Origin of the sequence: Serratia marcescens (assembly GCF_029846115.1) — a bacterium.
GTDB classification, from domain to species: domain Bacteria; phylum Pseudomonadota; class Gammaproteobacteria; order Enterobacterales; family Enterobacteriaceae; genus Serratia; species Serratia marcescens_L.
Genome location: NZ_JARVZZ010000001.1, coordinates 4,780,928 through 4,795,794 on the forward strand (window position 1 = coordinate 4,780,928; position 14,867 = coordinate 4,795,794).

General features: G+C 60.6%; 14 protein-coding genes. 3 read left to right on the top strand and 11 right to left on the bottom strand.

Features of this window, described 5'->3' with window-relative positions; all coding sequences use genetic code 11:
- Nucleotides 1–23: 23 nt before the first annotated feature.
- The 5 genes from iscA to trmJ form a co-directional block, all read right to left on the bottom strand.
- Nucleotides 24–347 carry an iron-sulfur cluster assembly protein IscA gene (gene iscA, locus QDT79_RS22850; protein ID WP_004941410.1) on the bottom strand — a complete coding sequence of 108 codons (324 nt, stop codon included), beginning with the start codon at nucleotides 345–347 and terminating at the stop codon, nucleotides 24–26.
- 54 nt (nucleotides 348–401) lie between these two features.
- Nucleotides 402–788: a Fe-S cluster assembly scaffold IscU gene (gene iscU / locus QDT79_RS22855; protein ID WP_004941408.1), complete on the bottom strand. Its 387-nt coding sequence runs from the start codon at nucleotides 786–788 to the stop codon at nucleotides 402–404.
- A gap of 24 nt (nucleotides 789–812) precedes the next feature.
- A complete protein-coding gene (gene iscS, locus QDT79_RS22860; protein WP_016929764.1) occupies nucleotides 813–2,027 on the bottom strand; it encodes a cysteine desulfurase in 1,215 nt (404 codons plus the stop codon).
- A 54-nt stretch (nucleotides 2,028–2,081) separates the two neighbouring features.
- Complete coding sequence (gene iscR, locus QDT79_RS22865) at nucleotides 2,082–2,576, bottom strand: Fe-S cluster assembly transcriptional regulator IscR (RefSeq protein ID WP_004941404.1); 495 nt, start codon at nucleotides 2,574–2,576, stop codon at nucleotides 2,082–2,084.
- A 193-nt stretch (nucleotides 2,577–2,769) separates the two neighbouring features.
- On the bottom strand, nucleotides 2,770–3,504 hold the full coding sequence (gene trmJ / locus QDT79_RS22870; RefSeq protein ID WP_025303916.1) for a tRNA (cytosine(32)/uridine(32)-2'-O)-methyltransferase TrmJ: 735 nt from the start codon (nucleotides 3,502–3,504) through the stop codon (nucleotides 2,770–2,772).
- A gap of 119 nt (nucleotides 3,505–3,623) precedes the next feature.
- Between trmJ and suhB the strand changes: the two genes are divergently transcribed.
- Complete coding sequence (suhB, locus tag QDT79_RS22875) at nucleotides 3,624–4,427, top strand: inositol-1-monophosphatase (RefSeq protein WP_004941400.1); 804 nt, start codon at nucleotides 3,624–3,626, stop codon at nucleotides 4,425–4,427.
- Between the two features lie 56 nt (nucleotides 4,428–4,483).
- Here suhB and QDT79_RS22880 read toward each other — a convergent pair whose 3' ends face one another.
- Nucleotides 4,484–5,506, bottom strand: coding sequence for a nickel/cobalt transporter (locus QDT79_RS22880; protein WP_308317108.1), 1,023 nt, complete (start codon nucleotides 5,504–5,506; stop codon nucleotides 4,484–4,486).
- Nucleotides 5,497–6,132: a DUF1007 family protein gene (locus QDT79_RS22885; RefSeq protein ID WP_033651572.1), complete on the bottom strand. Its 636-nt coding sequence runs from the start codon at nucleotides 6,130–6,132 to the stop codon at nucleotides 5,497–5,499. Before QDT79_RS22885 ends, QDT79_RS22880 begins: the two co-directional genes overlap by 10 nt.
- A 182-nt stretch (nucleotides 6,133–6,314) precedes the next feature.
- Here QDT79_RS22885 and csiE point away from each other — a divergent pair, with 182 nt between their 5' ends.
- Nucleotides 6,315–7,580: a stationary phase inducible protein CsiE gene (gene csiE, locus QDT79_RS22890; protein WP_308317109.1), complete on the top strand. Its 1,266-nt coding sequence runs from the start codon at nucleotides 6,315–6,317 to the stop codon at nucleotides 7,578–7,580.
- Here csiE and QDT79_RS22895 read toward each other — a convergent pair whose 3' ends face one another.
- Together QDT79_RS22895 and glyA are read right to left on the bottom strand one after the other, a co-directional pair.
- Nucleotides 7,581–8,726 carry a 3-phenylpropionate MFS transporter gene (locus QDT79_RS22895; RefSeq protein ID WP_308317110.1) on the bottom strand — a complete coding sequence of 382 codons (1,146 nt, stop codon included), beginning with the start codon at nucleotides 8,724–8,726 and terminating at the stop codon, nucleotides 7,581–7,583.
- A 157-nt stretch (nucleotides 8,727–8,883) separates the two neighbouring features.
- Complete coding sequence (glyA, locus tag QDT79_RS22900) at nucleotides 8,884–10,137, bottom strand: serine hydroxymethyltransferase (RefSeq protein WP_025303922.1); 1,254 nt, start codon at nucleotides 10,135–10,137, stop codon at nucleotides 8,884–8,886.
- A gap of 357 nt (nucleotides 10,138–10,494) precedes the next feature.
- Between glyA and hmpA the strand changes: the two genes are divergently transcribed.
- The gene (gene hmpA / locus QDT79_RS22905; RefSeq protein WP_063990546.1) at nucleotides 10,495–11,685 is read left to right on the top strand and encodes an NO-inducible flavohemoprotein; all 1,191 of its coding nucleotides are present in this window, start codon (nucleotides 10,495–10,497) and stop codon (nucleotides 11,683–11,685) included.
- 37 nt (nucleotides 11,686–11,722) lie between these two features.
- Here the strand turns inward: hmpA and QDT79_RS22910 are convergent, their stop codons facing one another.
- Nucleotides 11,723–12,907: a c-type cytochrome gene (locus tag QDT79_RS22910; RefSeq protein ID WP_308317111.1), complete on the bottom strand. Its 1,185-nt coding sequence runs from the start codon at nucleotides 12,905–12,907 to the stop codon at nucleotides 11,723–11,725.
- Entirely contained in the window at nucleotides 12,904–14,814 is a 1,911-nt protein-coding gene (locus tag QDT79_RS22915) for an NAD(P)/FAD-dependent oxidoreductase (RefSeq protein WP_107227806.1), read from the bottom strand. Before QDT79_RS22915 ends, QDT79_RS22910 begins: the two co-directional genes overlap by 4 nt.
- Between the last annotated feature and the right edge of the window lie 53 nt (nucleotides 14,815–14,867).

Below are 14,867 nucleotides of genomic sequence, written 5' to 3' on the forward strand. Positions count from 1 at the left end.
AAACGGGGGAGCACGATGGACTGTCAGACGTTGAAACTCTCGCCGCAGCCGCATTCGCTTGAGACGTTCGGGTTGTTGAACTTGAAGCCTTCGTTCAGGCCTTCCTTAACGAAATCAAGCTCGGTGCCGTCAAGGTAGACCAGGCTCTTGCCGTCGATGATCACCTTGATGCCTTTGTCTTCAAACACGATGTCGTCATCGTTGGCTTCGTCAACAAATTCCAGCACGTACGCCATCCCGGAGCAGCCGGAAGTTCGCACTCCCAGACGCAGGCCGAGACCTTTGCCGCGGTTCGTCAAAAACGCCTGAACACGCTGCGCAGCGCTGTCGCTCATGGTAATAGACATCACAACCTCACACTTCACATCAAAGCCCGGCGCGGCCGGGCCGACTCAGACAAATTACTTGGCGCTATGCTTGCTCTTATAGTCGGCAATCGCTGCTTTGATGGCGTCTTCAGCCAGGATCGAGCAGTGAATTTTGACCGGCGGCAACTCCAGCTCTTCAGCGATCTGGGTGTTTTTGATCGCTTCAGCCTGATCCAGCGACTTGCCTTTCATCCATTCGGTCACCAGCGAGCTGGAGGCGATGGCGGAACCGCAGCCGTAAGTTTTAAAGCGCGCGTCTTCGATGATGCCTTCATCGTTAACCTTGATCTGCAGCTTCATGACGTCGCCGCAGGCCGGTGCCCCTACCATGCCGCTGCCGACGGTAGGATCTTCGTTGTCGAAAGAACCCACGTTACGCGGGTTTTCATAATGATCGATTACTTTTTCGCTGTAAGCCATGACCTTGCTCCTGAAACCTGAGAATTAATGATGCGCCCATTCGATGCTGTTGATGTCCACGCCCTGCTTGAACATCTCCCACAGTGGGGACAGATCGCGCAGACGGCCGATGGATTTACGCACCAGTTGAATGGTGTAGTCGATCTCTTCTTCCGTGGTGAAACGCCCCAGGGAGAAACGGATCGAGCTGTGCGCCAATTCATCGCTCATGCCCAGCGCGCGCAGCACGTAGGACGGCTCGAGGCTGGCGGAGGTACAGGCTGAACCGGAGGAAACGGCCAGGTCTTTCAGCGCCATGATCAGCGACTCGCCTTCAACGTAGTTGAAGCTGACGTTCAGGATGTTCGGTGCGCCGTGCTCCAGATCGCCGTTCAGATACACTTCTTCCATATCTTTCACGCCGTTCCACAGACGATCGCGCAGGGTGCGCAGACGCGCCATCTCTTCGGTCATCTCTTCTTTGGCGATGCGGTAAGCTTCGCCCATGCCGACGATCTGGTGGACAGGCAGAGTGCCGGAACGCATGCCGCGCTCGTGACCGCCGCCGTGTACCTGCGCTTCGATGCGGATGCGCGGCTTGCGGCGCACGTACAGCGCGCCGATGCCTTTCGGGCCATAGATTTTGTGGCCGGAGAACGACATCAGGTCGACTTTCAGCTTGCTCAGATCGATAGGCAGTTTGCCCACGCTCTGGGTGGCGTCAACGTGGTAGATGATACCGCGCGCACGGCACATTTCGCCGATCGCTTCGATATCCTGCACCACGCCGATTTCGTTATTGACGTGCATGATGGAGACCAGAATGGTGTCATCGCGCAGCGCCGCTTCGAGATCCTGCAGGCTGATGATGCCGTTGCTCTGTGGCGCCAGGTAGGTCACTTCAAACCCTTCGCGCTCCAGCTGACGGCAGGTGTCCAGCACGGCTTTGTGTTCGGTTTTGCTGGTGATGATGTGCTTGCCTTTTTTCTGGTAGAAATTGGCAGCGCCTTTGATCGCCAGGTTGTCGGATTCGGTCGCCCCGGAGGTGAAGACGATTTCGCGTGGGTCGGCGCCCACCAGTTCGGCAATTTGGTTACGGGCGATGTCTACCGCCTCTTCCGCCTGCCAACCGAAACGGTGGGAACGGGAAGCCGGGTTGCCAAAAGTGCCGTCCAGGGTCAAAAACTGCATCATCTTCTCAGCAACGCGCGGGTCGACCGGCGTCGTTGCTGAGTAATCCAGATAAATCGGTAATTTCATTGCTCTTGTGCTCCGTACATCACTTCCAAAAACTAAAAAAATTTCGCCAGCTGCTTATGCGCGCAGATTAACGTTGATAGTTTCTTGCGGACGACCGTTGGCCGTGCGGCGCGTATCGTTGTTTTGACGATCCGCCACCACCAGCACTTCCTGGTTGTTGACCAGTTCTGCCAGCGTAATGTTGTTCAGGAACCCGCTGATGCGCTCGCTCAGATCGCGCCACAGGGCGTGGGTCAAGCAGCGATCGCCGCCCTGACAGCCTTCTTTGCCCTGGCAACGGGTTGCATCTACCGATTCATCGACGGCAGTGATGACAGCGCCAACGGCGATCTCACCTGCGTCTTTACCCAGCAGATAACCACCGCCCGGGCCACGCACGCTGGCCACCAGACCATTCTTGCGCAGACGGGAGAATAATTGTTCCAGATAAGAGAGCGAAATACCCTGGCGTTCGGAAATGTCCGCCAGTGGTACCGGCCCTTCCTGGGAATGCAGCGCTACGTCGAGCATAGCGGTTACGGCATAACGGCCTTTGGATGTCAGTCTCATAGCTCAATGGTTACCTGTTGGTCAAATATGGCCGAAAGTCTGACATTCCTGAGTAAAACAGTCAACTATTTAACCTAGTAATTGACTCAAGTATTAGCACGTTTTGAACTTAGCAAGAACAAAGGTATATAAAATACATGTTATAACCTTTGGATAACTAATACTATTGTCGCCCACCGTTATGCCACATCAATTAATTACCTTGATGTTTATCCTGTTTCTCGATCGACGTCAGCATGCCGCGCAGGATATTCAGCTCCTGCCCTTCCGGGCGGGCGCGGGTGAACAGCCGACGCAGGCGGCTCATCACCTGGCCCGGATGGGACGGACGAATAAAGCCGGTGCGCTGCAGCGTCTGCTCCAGGTGCTGATAGAAACGCTCGAGGTCGTCCACCAGCGGATACGGCGTCTCTTCCAGCTGCGGCGCGCCCGCCTGTTGGCGATCGAGGTAGGCCACGCGCACTTCATACGCCAGGATCTGCACCGCCATCGCCAGATTCAGCGAGCTGTAGTCCGGGTTGGCCGGAATGGCGACGTGGTAGTGGCACTTCTGCAGTTCATCGTTGGTCAGCCCGACGCGTTCGCGGCCGAACACCAGCGCCACCGGCGCGTGTTCGCCTTCGTGCACCGCGCGCACGCCGCATTCACGCGGCTCCAGCATCGGCCACGGCAAGGTGCGAGAACGTGCGCTGGTGCCTACCACCAGGCTACAGCCGGCGATGGCGTCATCGAGGGTATCGACGATAGTGGCGTTGCCGATCACGTCGCTGGCGCCGGCGGCCAGGGCGATGGCCTGAGAATCGGGTTTGATCAGCGGATTAACCAGATAAAGGTTGGTTAAACCCATGGTTTTCATGGCTCTGGCGGTCGAGCCCATGTTGCCGGTATGTGAAGTCTCAACCAGAACAATGCGGATATTGTGCAGCATACAAACTCTGAGCGTGGCGGAAAATCGCAGCATCTTAACACAGCCGTAGGCAATTTGCCGAACAGCTGCTATACTTCGCGCCGTTTCCTGTTCTTTAACATCCTAGTTGGAAGATACCCATGCATCCGATGCTGACTATCGCCGTGCGCGCTGCGCGCAAGGCCGGTAACCTGATTGCCAAAAACTACGAAACCCCGGACGCTGTAGAAGCGAGCCAGAAAGGGACCAATGACTTCGTCACCAACGTCGATCGCGATGCAGAGCATCTGATCATCGACGTCATCCGCAAGTCTTATCCGCAACACAGTATCGTGAGCGAAGAACGCGGTGAGCTGATCGGCGAAGATCGCGATGTGCAATGGGTGATCGATCCACTGGATGGCACTGCAAACTTCATCAAACGTTTCCCTCATTTCTCCGTTTCCATCGCCGTACGCATCAAAGGCCGTACTGAAGTGGCCGTGGTCTACGATCCGATGCGCAACGAACTGTTCACCGCCACTCGCGGCCAGGGCGCACAGCTCAACGGTTACCGCCTGCGCGGCACCAATGCCAAAGATCTGGATGGCACCATCCTGGCGACCGGCTTCCCGTTCAAGGTCAAACAACACGCAACGCCTTACATCAACATCGTCGGCAAGCTGTTCACCCAGTGCGCGGACTTCCGCCGCACCGGTTCCGCTGCGCTGGATCTGGCCTATGTGGCCGCCGGCCGCGTGGACGGTTTCTTCGAAATCGGCCTGAAGCCGTGGGACTTCGCCGCGGGCGAACTGCTGGTGCGTGAAGCCGGCGGCCTGGTCACCGACTTCGTCGGTGGCCACAACCACTTCAGCTCCGGCAACGTGGTTGCAGGCAACCCGCGCGTAGTGAAAGCCATGCTGGCCACCATGCGTGAAGAACTGAGCGAAGCGCTGAAGCGTTAATCGCCAGAAGCGAATCGAAAAAAAGCGCTGCCGATGCAGCGCTTTTTTTATGCCCGTTAACGGGAGAAGGGACGGATGCCGCCGCCGAATTCCGGCTGCGCGCTGACGTACAGCAGCAGCCCGGCAGCCAGCAGGATCAGACCGCCGGCCAGCGCCAACGTCCCCCAAGCCACTGCGCTCCAGGCGGCGGGCGCACGCGAACGACTGAGGCGCACCGCCAGCCGGCGGCTGTAATGCACCAGCAGCGCCAGCATCGAGATGGTCAACGAGGTGCCGAACGCCATCGCCAGCGCGGAGATCACTCCCCAGCCGAACACGCCGATCACCTTGGAGAACAGCAGCACCAAAATCGCCCCCGAACAGGGGCGCATGCCCATCGCCAGCACGATGGCGGCCTGAGTGCGCCAATCGCTTCCCGCCTGCAGCTCGCTGTCGCTCGGCAGATGACGGTGGCCGCAGCCGCAATTGGCGCTGTGCACATGATCCGCCGCCAGCGGCGTCAGGCTATTGATGCGCAGCGCCGGCGCCGGGCGCATCGCCTTGATCGCCGCAAACAAACGCTTCAGCGCGCGCCAACTCAGCAGCACACCAAGCAGCATCACCAGGATAAAGCTGCCCTTCTCCAGCCAGAAGCTGCTTTGGTGCAGCTGGCGCGAAGAGAGCTGCAATACCACCAGCATCAGCGTGACCAGCGCGATCGCCACTCCGCCCTGCACCAGCGAGGCGGCGAAGGTCAGCTTCAGGCTGCTTTTCAGCCGCGCCGGATGGGTAGCCAGGTAGGTGGCGATCACCACTTTGCCGTGGCCGGGGCCAAGCGCATGCAAGACGCCATAGCCGAGGCTGAACAGCATCAGCGCCAGCCCGGCCTGCTGCGGCGCGGCCTTCACCTGCTGCAACAGCCCCGCCATCTGCTGGTGCAGCGCTTTTTGCCATACCACGCTCTGCATCAGCAGCTGCGGCCAATAGTGCCACGCCAGCAGCGCGGCGGCCGCCAGCGCCAGCGTGAACGGCAGCAGCGGCCACAGGCCGAAGGCCCAGTGGCGTTGGCTCGTCGTCGGTGGTGAGAAATTTAACGACATTGCAGCGTCACCCGCTGGGCGAACTGCTGCCCCAGCGCCAGGTCTTCGCCGGGCGAGTCGTTCTTGTCGAGCGACAGCGCATAGGCCTGCAGCGACGCATTCGGCTTCGGCGTCATCAGCTTATAGCTACACAGCTGCGCCATCTCCGGCGGCAGATGCAGCGCATTTTGGTCTTTATAGGTCATATCCACGAAATAAGTCGGATCGTAAGTAGAAAGTTCGAACGGCTTGCCCGCCAGCGGCTGTGGCTCAGCCAACGGCAGCACGAACTCCAGCACCGCCTGATTGCCCTGGCGCGACAGGTGATATTCGCTGGGCAAGTTCAGGTATTTCACCGGCTTGCCGTCGCGGTAAAGATCGGTGAAATAGTGCTGCCCCAGCACGTTGGCCATCACTTCCGCCGCCAGCTTTTTCCACACCTCCGAATCGCTCTTGGCGTTTTTCGCATCGTAGAGCAGATCTGCCGAGGTGATTTCATCCATTACCCACACCATTTTCAGACCGACCAGCCGCTGGTCCTTGGCGACGAAGGTGGTGTTCATGTCGATAAAGCTGTGCGGATGAGCGATCGCACCGGCGCTGAACACGGCGCCAAAGGCAGCCAAAAGACGACGTAACTTCATCATTATCCTGTCTTACCTGTATTTGTTATAACGTAACACAAACAAATGCCGAACGGCCCGCCTCTCCCGGCGATATTTGTGACGAAAGTTGTAAGCCGAAGTAAAAGCCGCGCGGTAACCCTGCCATTACAAAGCCTTTTGCTATGCTTAGGCATAATCGCAACCTTTTATGCCGGAAGGTGATAATGAGCCTGGACACCTCTCCCGTGCCCGAGCTCTCCGGACAACAACGGCGCTGCCATCTGCTGCTGATGCTGTACACGCCGGAGCCCGAGTTACAGCTGGAGACCCTGAGCCGAATCAACGGCGTCGCCCCCCCGATAACCCGGCAAGATATAGCCGAGGTGGCCAGTGAAATCCAGCGTTTCCACCACCTGGAGATCGCCGTCGATCACGATCGTGGTTACCAACTGCGGGGCAGCACGCTCGACCAGCGCCTGTGCCTGATCCATTGGCTGCGGCGGGCCCTGCGCTGCAGCCCGCAATTCGTTGAAGGCGATTTCGCCCCGCGCCTGCGGCACGCGCTGGCGGCCGATGCCGCCCTGGCGTCTGCGCTGGCAGAGGCGATCGATGCCTGCGAGCCGCTGCTCAACCGCCGCTTCGATGCACGCGACCGCCAATTCCTGCAGCATTATCTGCTTTACTGCGCCTGGCAAAATCGCCTGCGGCAGCATCCGCGTTTCGACGCCGTTCAGCGTGACTGGCTGCGGCAAAAACCGGAGCAGCAGGCCGCCGCCTGGCTGCATCAGGCCTGCAACCGGCTGTTTAATCAGCCGCCGCAGGCAGACGAGCGCGATTTTTTGGCGCTGACCTTCACCATGTTGAAAAATCACAGCTACCACAGCAACGACTCCGCGCAGGAACAGCGGCTGATGACGGCCATCGACAGCATGGTCGAGCGCTTCCAGCAGCTTTCCGGCATGGCCTTCAGCAGCAAAACGGAGCTGGTCAGCCAGCTGTTTGCCCATCTGGCGCCGGCGCTGGAGCGCTGCCGTTTCGCCATCGGCATCGACAATATGCTGCTGGAAGAAGTGGTGCGCAAATACCCGCGGCTGATGCGCACCACGCAGGAAGCGCTGAAACCGCTGGAGCAGGAGTACGGCGTGCATTTTTCCAACGAGGAGGCGGGCCTGGTGGCCATCAGCTTCGGCGCCTGGCTGATGCAGGACAACGCGCTGCAGGAAAAACAGGTGCTGCTGCTGACGCTGGACAACCCGCAGTTGGAAGAAGAAGTGGAATACCAGATCCGCGAGCTCACGCTGCTGCCGCTGAACATCAAGTATCTGCCGCTGAACGACTATCTGCGCGGCGGCGCGCCGCAGGGCGTCATGCTGGTGATCACCCCTTATGCGGCGGTGCACAGCGATCCGCACCCGCCGCTGATCTATACCGAACTGCCGCTGGAAACCCGGCAGCGCCAGGCGATCCGCGCGCTGCTGGAAGCCCCTTAATCAGCGGCTGACGCTGACCGCCGGCGGCCGGATGAACAAGGCCGGCACCGCGACCGCCGCCATCACCCAGAATACCCCGCCCTGCCAATGTTCGAACAGGAACCCGGCAATGACCGTCATGACGGCGATGCCGCCGCCCATCGCCAGCGCCGAATACACCGCCTGCAGCCGGATCACCTCTTGCCCCTGGCGCGCGGCGATAAAGCGCATCGCCGCCAGATGGCAGACGGTGAAGGTGCCGCAGTGCAGGATCTGGATCAGCAGCAGCCAGCCCAGCTCGGTGCTGTAGGCCATCAGGCTCCAGCGCAGCACGCCGCAGCAGGCGGAGAGCAACAGCAGGTTGCGCGCATTCCAGCGGCGGAACAGCACGTTGCTGCTGGCGAAAATAATCACCTCCGCCATTACGCCGAGCGACCACAGATAGCCGATGGTCGAGGCCGAATAGCCCGCCTCCTGCCAGTAAATGGAGCCGAAGCTGTAGTAGCCGGCATGCGCCCCCTGCAGCAGCGTGACGCACAGCAGGAAGCGCCAGACCGGCCCTTCTTTCAGCAGTGCCCACAGCGAGCGCTCAGCTCCGCTGTGCGTGCGCGCTTCGCCCTGCGGCATGACGCTCGGCTTCAGCAACATGCCCAGCAGCATCGCCAACACGCTGAAGATCAGGCTGTAAAGAATGGCGTTATGGCCCCACACCGCCACCAGCTGCCCGGTCAGCGCCGAGCCGATGACGAACGCCAGCGAGCCCCACAGCCTTACCCGGCCGTAGTCCATGCGGATCTGCTTTTGCCAGGTGCCGGCCAACGCGTCGGTCAGCGGTACCAGCGGCGAGAAGAACAGGTTGAAGCCCGCTATCACCAGCATCAGCCAGCCCCAGCCGTTGCCGAAGCAAAAGCCGACCGCGAAGGCCAAGGTCAGCAGCGCCAGCAGGCGCAGGGCGGAGACTAAATGAGAGGGATCTTTAACGCGGGGTGCAATCAGTAAACTACCGAGGAAGCGGGCCACCAAGCCGGCGCCGAGCAACATGCCGATGGTTTCGGGTGCGATGCCCTCGCCTTTCAGCCATACGCCCCAGAACGGTAAGAAGATGCCATAGGAAAAGAAGTAGGTGAAATAACTGAGCGCGAGCCAACGCGTTGATTGCAGAACCATGATCCCTCCGGAGTGAGGGCAATACTTTGACAGAGCTCACACTGCCCCGCAATCGTCATTCCACTTCAATGCGTTAGAGTGCCAGACAGTTCACAGTTTGCTGCTGGCGGACATAAAAAAAACCCGCCGCAGCGGGTTTTTTTGGGAGAAAGCGGGATTATGCGTAAACCGGCAGGCGGGCGCAGATATCCAGCACTTTCTTCTTGGTGCGTTCGATGGTGGCTTCATCGTTGATGTTGTCCAGCACATCGCAGATCCAACCGGCCAGTTCGCGCACGTCGGCCTCTTTGAAGCCGCGACGGGTCACGGCCGGGGTGCCGATACGCACGCCGGAGGTAACGAACGGGCTCTTCGGATCGTTCGGCACGCTGTTTTTGTTGACGGTGATGTTGGCGCGGCCCAGGGCAGCGTCCGCTTCTTTACCGGTCAGGTTTTTGTCGACCAGATCCAGCAGGAACAGGTGGTTATGGGTGCCGCCGGAGACCACTTTATAGCCGCGCTGCAGGAACACGTCCACCATCGCCTTGGCGTTGACCGCCACTTGCTGCTGATAAACCTTGAACTCAGGCTCCATCGCTTCTTTCAGCGCCACCGCCTTGCCGGCGATCACGTGCATCAACGGGCCGCCCTGGCCGCCAGGGAACACGGCGGAGTTCAGCTTTTTGTACAGCTCTTCGTCGCCGCCCTTCGCCAGGATCAGGCCGCCGCGCGGGCCCGCCAGGGTTTTGTGGGTGGTGGTGGTGACGATGTGCGCGTGCGGTACCGGGTTCGGGTACACGCCAGCGGCGATCAGGCCGGCCACGTGCGCCATGTCGACGAACAGGTAAGCGCCGATGCTGTCGGCGATTTCGCGCATTTTGGCCCAGTCAACCACGCCGGAGTAAGCGGAGAAGCCGCCGATGATCATTTTCGGCTTGTGGGTTTGCGCCTGCTTGGCCAGATCGTCATAGTCGATTTGACCTTTGTCGTCGATGCCGTAAGGCACCACGTTATACAGTTTGCCGGACAGGTTGACCGGGGAACCGTGGGTCAGGTGGCCGCCGTGCGCCAGGTTCATGCCCAGAATGGTGTCGCCCGGCTGCAGCAGCGCGGTGTACACAGCGAAGTTAGCCTGGGAGCCGGAGTGCGGCTGCACGTTGGCGTAATCGGCGCCGAACAATTCTTTGGCGCGATCGATAGCCAGCTGCTCAACGATATCCACGTATTCGCAGCCGCCGTAGTAACGCTTGCCCGGATAGCCTTCAGCGTATTTGTTGGTCAGCTGGGAACCCTGAGCCTGCATCACGCGCGGGCTGGTGTAGTTCTCAGACGCGATCAGCTCGATGTGCTCTTCCTGACGCACCACTTCCTGCTCCATGGCACGCCACAGTTCCGCATCGTAATCGGCAATGTTCATTTCACGCTTTAACATCCGGCATCTCCTGACTTAAATCAGCTAACTAAAAAATCACCAAATAACTACCCGTTTGGGTTCTGGGCCACAGTGTAAACCGTTTCGCCCCACCGAAGATAGGTCTTGACAGAGGTTTTTACGCAAACGATTGGCATAAGGTGGCGCAAGGCTTTGATCCGCGAAACACCGCCGTTTATCAACGGACATTTCCTCATGCGAACAATGCGCTTTTTTCATGTTTTGTGAGCGCGATCGACGCCCGAAGAACACCGCAACGAAAACAAGGGTATTTACAAGCGACGCGGAACCCAATAAGATGCATTTAAAATACATCATTAAAATTATCGTCAAGATCCCAACCCAAGGAGCGCTTCCATGCTGGATAGCCAAACCATCGCCACCGTGAAATCCACCATTCCCCTGCTGGCTGCGACCGGGCCGAAGCTGACCGCCCACTTTTACGATCGCATGTTCGCGCACAACCCGGAATTGAAAGACATTTTCAACATGAGCAACCAGCGCAACGGCGATCAGCGTCAGGCGCTGTTCGACGCCATCTGCGCCTATGCCGCCAACATCGAGAACCTGGCGGCGCTGCTGCCGGCGGTGGAGCGCATCGCGCAGAAGCATACCAGCTTCAATATCCAGCCGGAGCAGTACAACATCGTCGGCGGTCACCTGCTGGCGACGCTGGACGAAATGTTCAGCCCGGGTCAGGAAGTCCTGGACGCCTGGGGCAAGGCCTACGGCGTGCTGGCCAACGTATTTATCCAGCGTGAAGAGCAAATTTATCAGCAGAGCGAAGCCGACAACGGCGGCTGGCGCGATCTGCGCGCGTTCCGCATCCTGAAGAAACAGCCGCAGAGCGACGTGATCTGCAGCTTCGTGCTGGCGCCGGTGGACGGCGGCCGGGTGGCGGACTTCAAACCGGGGCAATACCTGGCGGTCTACATCAAGCACGACAGCCTGGAACATCAGGAAATTCGCCAGTACTCGCTGACCACCTCGCCGAACGGCGAGTTCTACCGCATCGCGGTGAAGCGTGAAGATCAGGGTAAAGTGTCCAACTACCTGCACCAGCAGGCGCAGGAAGGCGACGTGATCTACATCGCCCCGCCGCACGGCGACTTCTTCCTCGACGTGGCGCCGACCACGCCGGTGGCGCTGATCTCCGCCGGCGTCGGCCAAACCCCGATGCTCGGCATGCTCAACACCCTGCACGACAACCAGCATCAGGCGCAGGTCCACTGGCTGCACGCGGCGGAAAACGGCAGCGTGCACGCCTTTGCCGATGAGGTGGCGGATATTGCCGGGCGCATGCCGAATCTGAGCCGCCATGTGTGGTACCGCGAGCCGGGTGCCGATGACGTGGAAGGCCGCGACTATCACAGCCGCGGATTGATGGATTTGAGCGCGCTGCAAGGCAGCCTGGCCGATCCGCAGATGCACTATTACTTCTGCGGCCCGGTGGCCTTCATGCAGTTCGTGGGCAAACAGCTGCTGGAAATGGGCGTAGAGGCCGAACGCATCCACTACGAATGCTTCGGCCCGCATAAGGTGCTGTAATGCTTGCGGAGCGCGGCCGTCAGACCGCGCTCCCCTCTCATTTCGCCTGCAGTTGGCGCGCGTCCTGCACCTGCTGCACCGTCACCGGCGCCGCCTGGTTGCCCCAGCTTCCCCGCAGATAGCTCATCAGATCCGCCGCCTGTCGATCGTTCAACGCCCAGCCGTAAGCCGGCATGTCAAACGCCATCGCCTGCTGCGTGATCGGTGTATGCGCCCCCTCCAACACTACCCGCAGCGCGGTCAGCGGATTATCCGCCGTTACCGTGGCATTGCCCGCCAGCGCCGGTATGGCAAAGTCAGTGCCTTCGCCCTTGTTGCCGTGGCAGGTCGAGCAGTACATCGCGTAGGTCGCCTTGCCGCCCGGATTATTCGCCGGCACGGCAGGCGCAGCGGCTTTGGCGGCGGTTTCCGGCGCCAGGCTGCGCAGGTACACCGCGATGGCGTTCAGATCGCCGTCGCTGAGGTACTGCGTGCTGTGGGTCACCACCTCGCTCATCGGCCCGACGACCGCCGCATGGCGGCTGCGGCCGGTTTTCAGCAGCGCCGTCACCTCTTCCGGCGGCAGGCCGCGCAGATTGGAGGCGTACCAGCCGTCCAGCTCGGCGCCGCTCAGGAACACCGGCTCCTTACCGTCCAGCCCCTTCTCCTGCATCGCCCAGCCGCGCGGCGTGTGGCAACTGCCGCAATGGCCCGCGCCCTGCACCAGGTAGGCGCCGCGGTTCCACTCGGCGCTTTGCTGCGGATCTGCCTGATACGGCTGGTCGTCGTGGAACAGCGAGTTCCACACCGCCAGCGGCCAGCGCATCGACAATGGCCAGCTGATGTCGCTGTCACGGTTGGCGACGTTCTGTGCCGGCACCTCATTCATCAGATAGTCATACAGCGCGCGCATGTCTTCCGCGCTCATTTTGGCGTACGAGGTGTACGGCATCGCCGGGTAGAGCCGGTGACCGTCTTTGGCTATCCCCTGGCGCATGGCGCGGTCGAACTCCTCGAACGAATAGGCGCCGATGCCGTGCAGCTTGTCCGACGTGATGTTGGTGGCGTAGATAGCCCCGAGCGGCGTCGGGAACTTCATGCCGCCCGCCAGTTCAGCGCCGCCCGGCGCGGTGTGGCAGGCGGTGCAATCGCCGGCTTTGGCGACGTATTCCCCGGCCGACATCGCCTGGGCCGAGCCGCCGGCCGCCAGCAGGCTCAACAGGTACAGCGAACGCAGACTCATGCTCCCTCCTTGGCGGCAACCTTGCCGTAGGCCAGTTCGTTCACCGCACGCCACGCCTGATCGATCGCCGAGTTGGCGTACGGGCTCCAGTCAGAATCGGAGTTGGCGATAACGATCTTACCGATCGGCTGCCGCGCCGTTTCGATGATTTTCTTGGCTTCTTCTTCGTCGTCAAACAGCCCGTTAAGGAAGTAGGAATAACCGTGCGACCAGCGGTTGACGGTGATCGCCTGAATATCGCGCTGATGGTCGAAACCCGCCTCGCCCAGCATGCCCTGCAGCTGTTCGCGGATCATCTGCTCATGCACCTCGAACGGCGTGCCCAGCAGCAGCGCGCGCCCTTTACGCGACTGCTCGCGCGGGCTGAGGCCGCTGCCCGGCAGCGTCGGCACGTACACCATATGCAGACCGATTGGCCGATCCGGATCGCGCGGGTGCTGATAACCGCCCATGCTCACCGGGTAGTCCAGCTTCACGCGGCTGTACGGCGCGGCCGGCGAATAAATTTCGTGCACGCCCAGCTTGATGAACGGCTGCCAGTTGCGGATCACCACCTTGCTGTACACCAGCGGCGCCTTGACGTTCTGCTTCAGCGCCTCCTGCTGCTCGTGCGACATCTCCGGCACCAGGTACGGGATCATCATGTTGTAGCCGGCCATCACCACCTGCCCGGCGCGCACTTTGGTCATCTTCTCGCCGGTCATGTAGGTGACTTCCACCTTGTCGCCGACGTTGGCCGCGTGCAGCCCGGTGCTGTTCAAACGCAGCTTCACCGGCGACTCCGGCCGATCGAGCTGGCTGTAGTCGAATTTGGCCAGCACCACGTCGTTCATGTCTTTGCCGGCCGGCGCCACCGCCGGGATCAGCTTGCGCACCATCAGGCGCGTCAGCGTGGCGTTGCCGTCCGGGAAGTGGAACACGTAAGGATCGTCGAGATCCGCCTGCGACTCTTCATCCAGCGGCGGCAGATTCATGCCGCCGAGGCCCGGCAGATCGCAGATGCGCGCATCGCTGCACGACGTGCCGTCGATGCCCACCGCCTGGAAGTCGTTGGTGGTCTGCTGGAAATAACGGATCGCCAGCTCGCTCAGACCCACTTTTTCACGCAGGAACTGGGTGTAGCTGTGGGTATCGAGCCATTCGACCTTCTGCTCCAGCGTCATCTCCGGCAGATAATCTTTCTCCACCGTATGCAGCGCGATCAGCGCCTGGCGATCGCTTTCCGGCAGCGGGAAATCACCGATGAACGCTTCATAAGAGCGGCCGTTGAGACGATCGCGCGGAATATCGTCTGCCACCGTGCGGCCCGGATCGCCGCTCACCACCTTGTCGACGCCGAAGTTCTTGCGATCGAAGTAAACCCCGCGGCTCAGGTTCAGATCCGGGTAGAAGGTAGTGTCAAACGCCTGCTCCAGCCGATCGATATCGACGCCGAGCTTGCGCAGCAGCCCCATCGCCACCGGGCTGAAGTTGGAGCGCGGCGACTGCAGCGATTCGCTGCCGCCGTAGCCGAGCAGCATGCCGTCGTCGGTGTTGAATTCGTTGCGCTTGGCGTGGCCGCCGAAGTCGTCATGGTTGTCGATCAGCAAAATGCGCTGCTGCTCGCCTTTCAGCTGCTGCCAGAAACAGGCGGCCGCCAGCCCGCTGATGCCGGCGCCGACCACCACCAGATCGAACTCTTCAACGGCGGGCACGCTGCCGAAATCAAAGGTTTTACCGTCGCGCCCCAGTTGGTGCGCATGCTCGAACGAGCCCGGATGGTTGCCCCGCAGCCCGGTCAGCGCCGGCGGGTAGTACAGGGTTTGATTGGCGGTTTGCGGCGACGCGCGCAAGATTTGCAGCGGCGTCAACCCGGCGGCGATGGTGATCGCCACCCCGTTGAGAAAATCGCGTCGGGTGATACCCATATAGGCTTCCTTTTTTATTATCATCGGCCGGCCGGGGCCGGCCCGAAGGCCGC

Bases quoted from the DNA above. Each gene is read 5' to 3' on its own strand.
- iscA (WP_004941410.1), bottom strand. From the start codon at position 347: ATGTCTATTACCATGAGCGACAGCGCTGCGCAGCGTGTTCAGGCGTTT.
- iscU (WP_004941408.1), bottom strand. From the start codon at position 788: ATGGCTTACAGCGAAAAAGTAATCGATCATTATGAAAACCCGCGTAAC.
- iscS (WP_016929764.1), bottom strand. From the start codon at position 2,027: ATGAAATTACCGATTTATCTGGATTACTCAGCAACGACGCCGGTCGAC.
- iscR (WP_004941404.1), bottom strand. From the start codon at position 2,576: ATGAGACTGACATCCAAAGGCCGTTATGCCGTAACCGCTATGCTCGAC.
- trmJ (WP_025303916.1), bottom strand. From the start codon at position 3,504: ATGCTGCACAATATCCGCATTGTTCTGGTTGAGACTTCACATACCGGC.
- suhB (WP_004941400.1), top strand. From the start codon at position 3,624: ATGCATCCGATGCTGACTATCGCCGTGCGCGCTGCGCGCAAGGCCGGT.
- QDT79_RS22880 (WP_308317108.1), bottom strand. From the start codon at position 5,506: ATGTCGTTAAATTTCTCACCACCGACGACGAGCCAACGCCACTGGGCC.
- QDT79_RS22885 (WP_033651572.1), bottom strand. From the start codon at position 6,132: ATGATGAAGTTACGTCGTCTTTTGGCTGCCTTTGGCGCCGTGTTCAGC.
- csiE (WP_308317109.1), top strand. From the start codon at position 6,315: ATGAGCCTGGACACCTCTCCCGTGCCCGAGCTCTCCGGACAACAACGG.
- QDT79_RS22895 (WP_308317110.1), bottom strand. From the start codon at position 8,726: ATGGTTCTGCAATCAACGCGTTGGCTCGCGCTCAGTTATTTCACCTAC.
- glyA (WP_025303922.1), bottom strand. From the start codon at position 10,137: ATGTTAAAGCGTGAAATGAACATTGCCGATTACGATGCGGAACTGTGG.
- hmpA (WP_063990546.1), top strand. From the start codon at position 10,495: ATGCTGGATAGCCAAACCATCGCCACCGTGAAATCCACCATTCCCCTG.
- QDT79_RS22910 (WP_308317111.1), bottom strand. From the start codon at position 12,907: ATGAGTCTGCGTTCGCTGTACCTGTTGAGCCTGCTGGCGGCCGGCGGC.
- QDT79_RS22915 (WP_107227806.1), bottom strand. From the start codon at position 14,814: ATGGGTATCACCCGACGCGATTTTCTCAACGGGGTGGCGATCACCATC.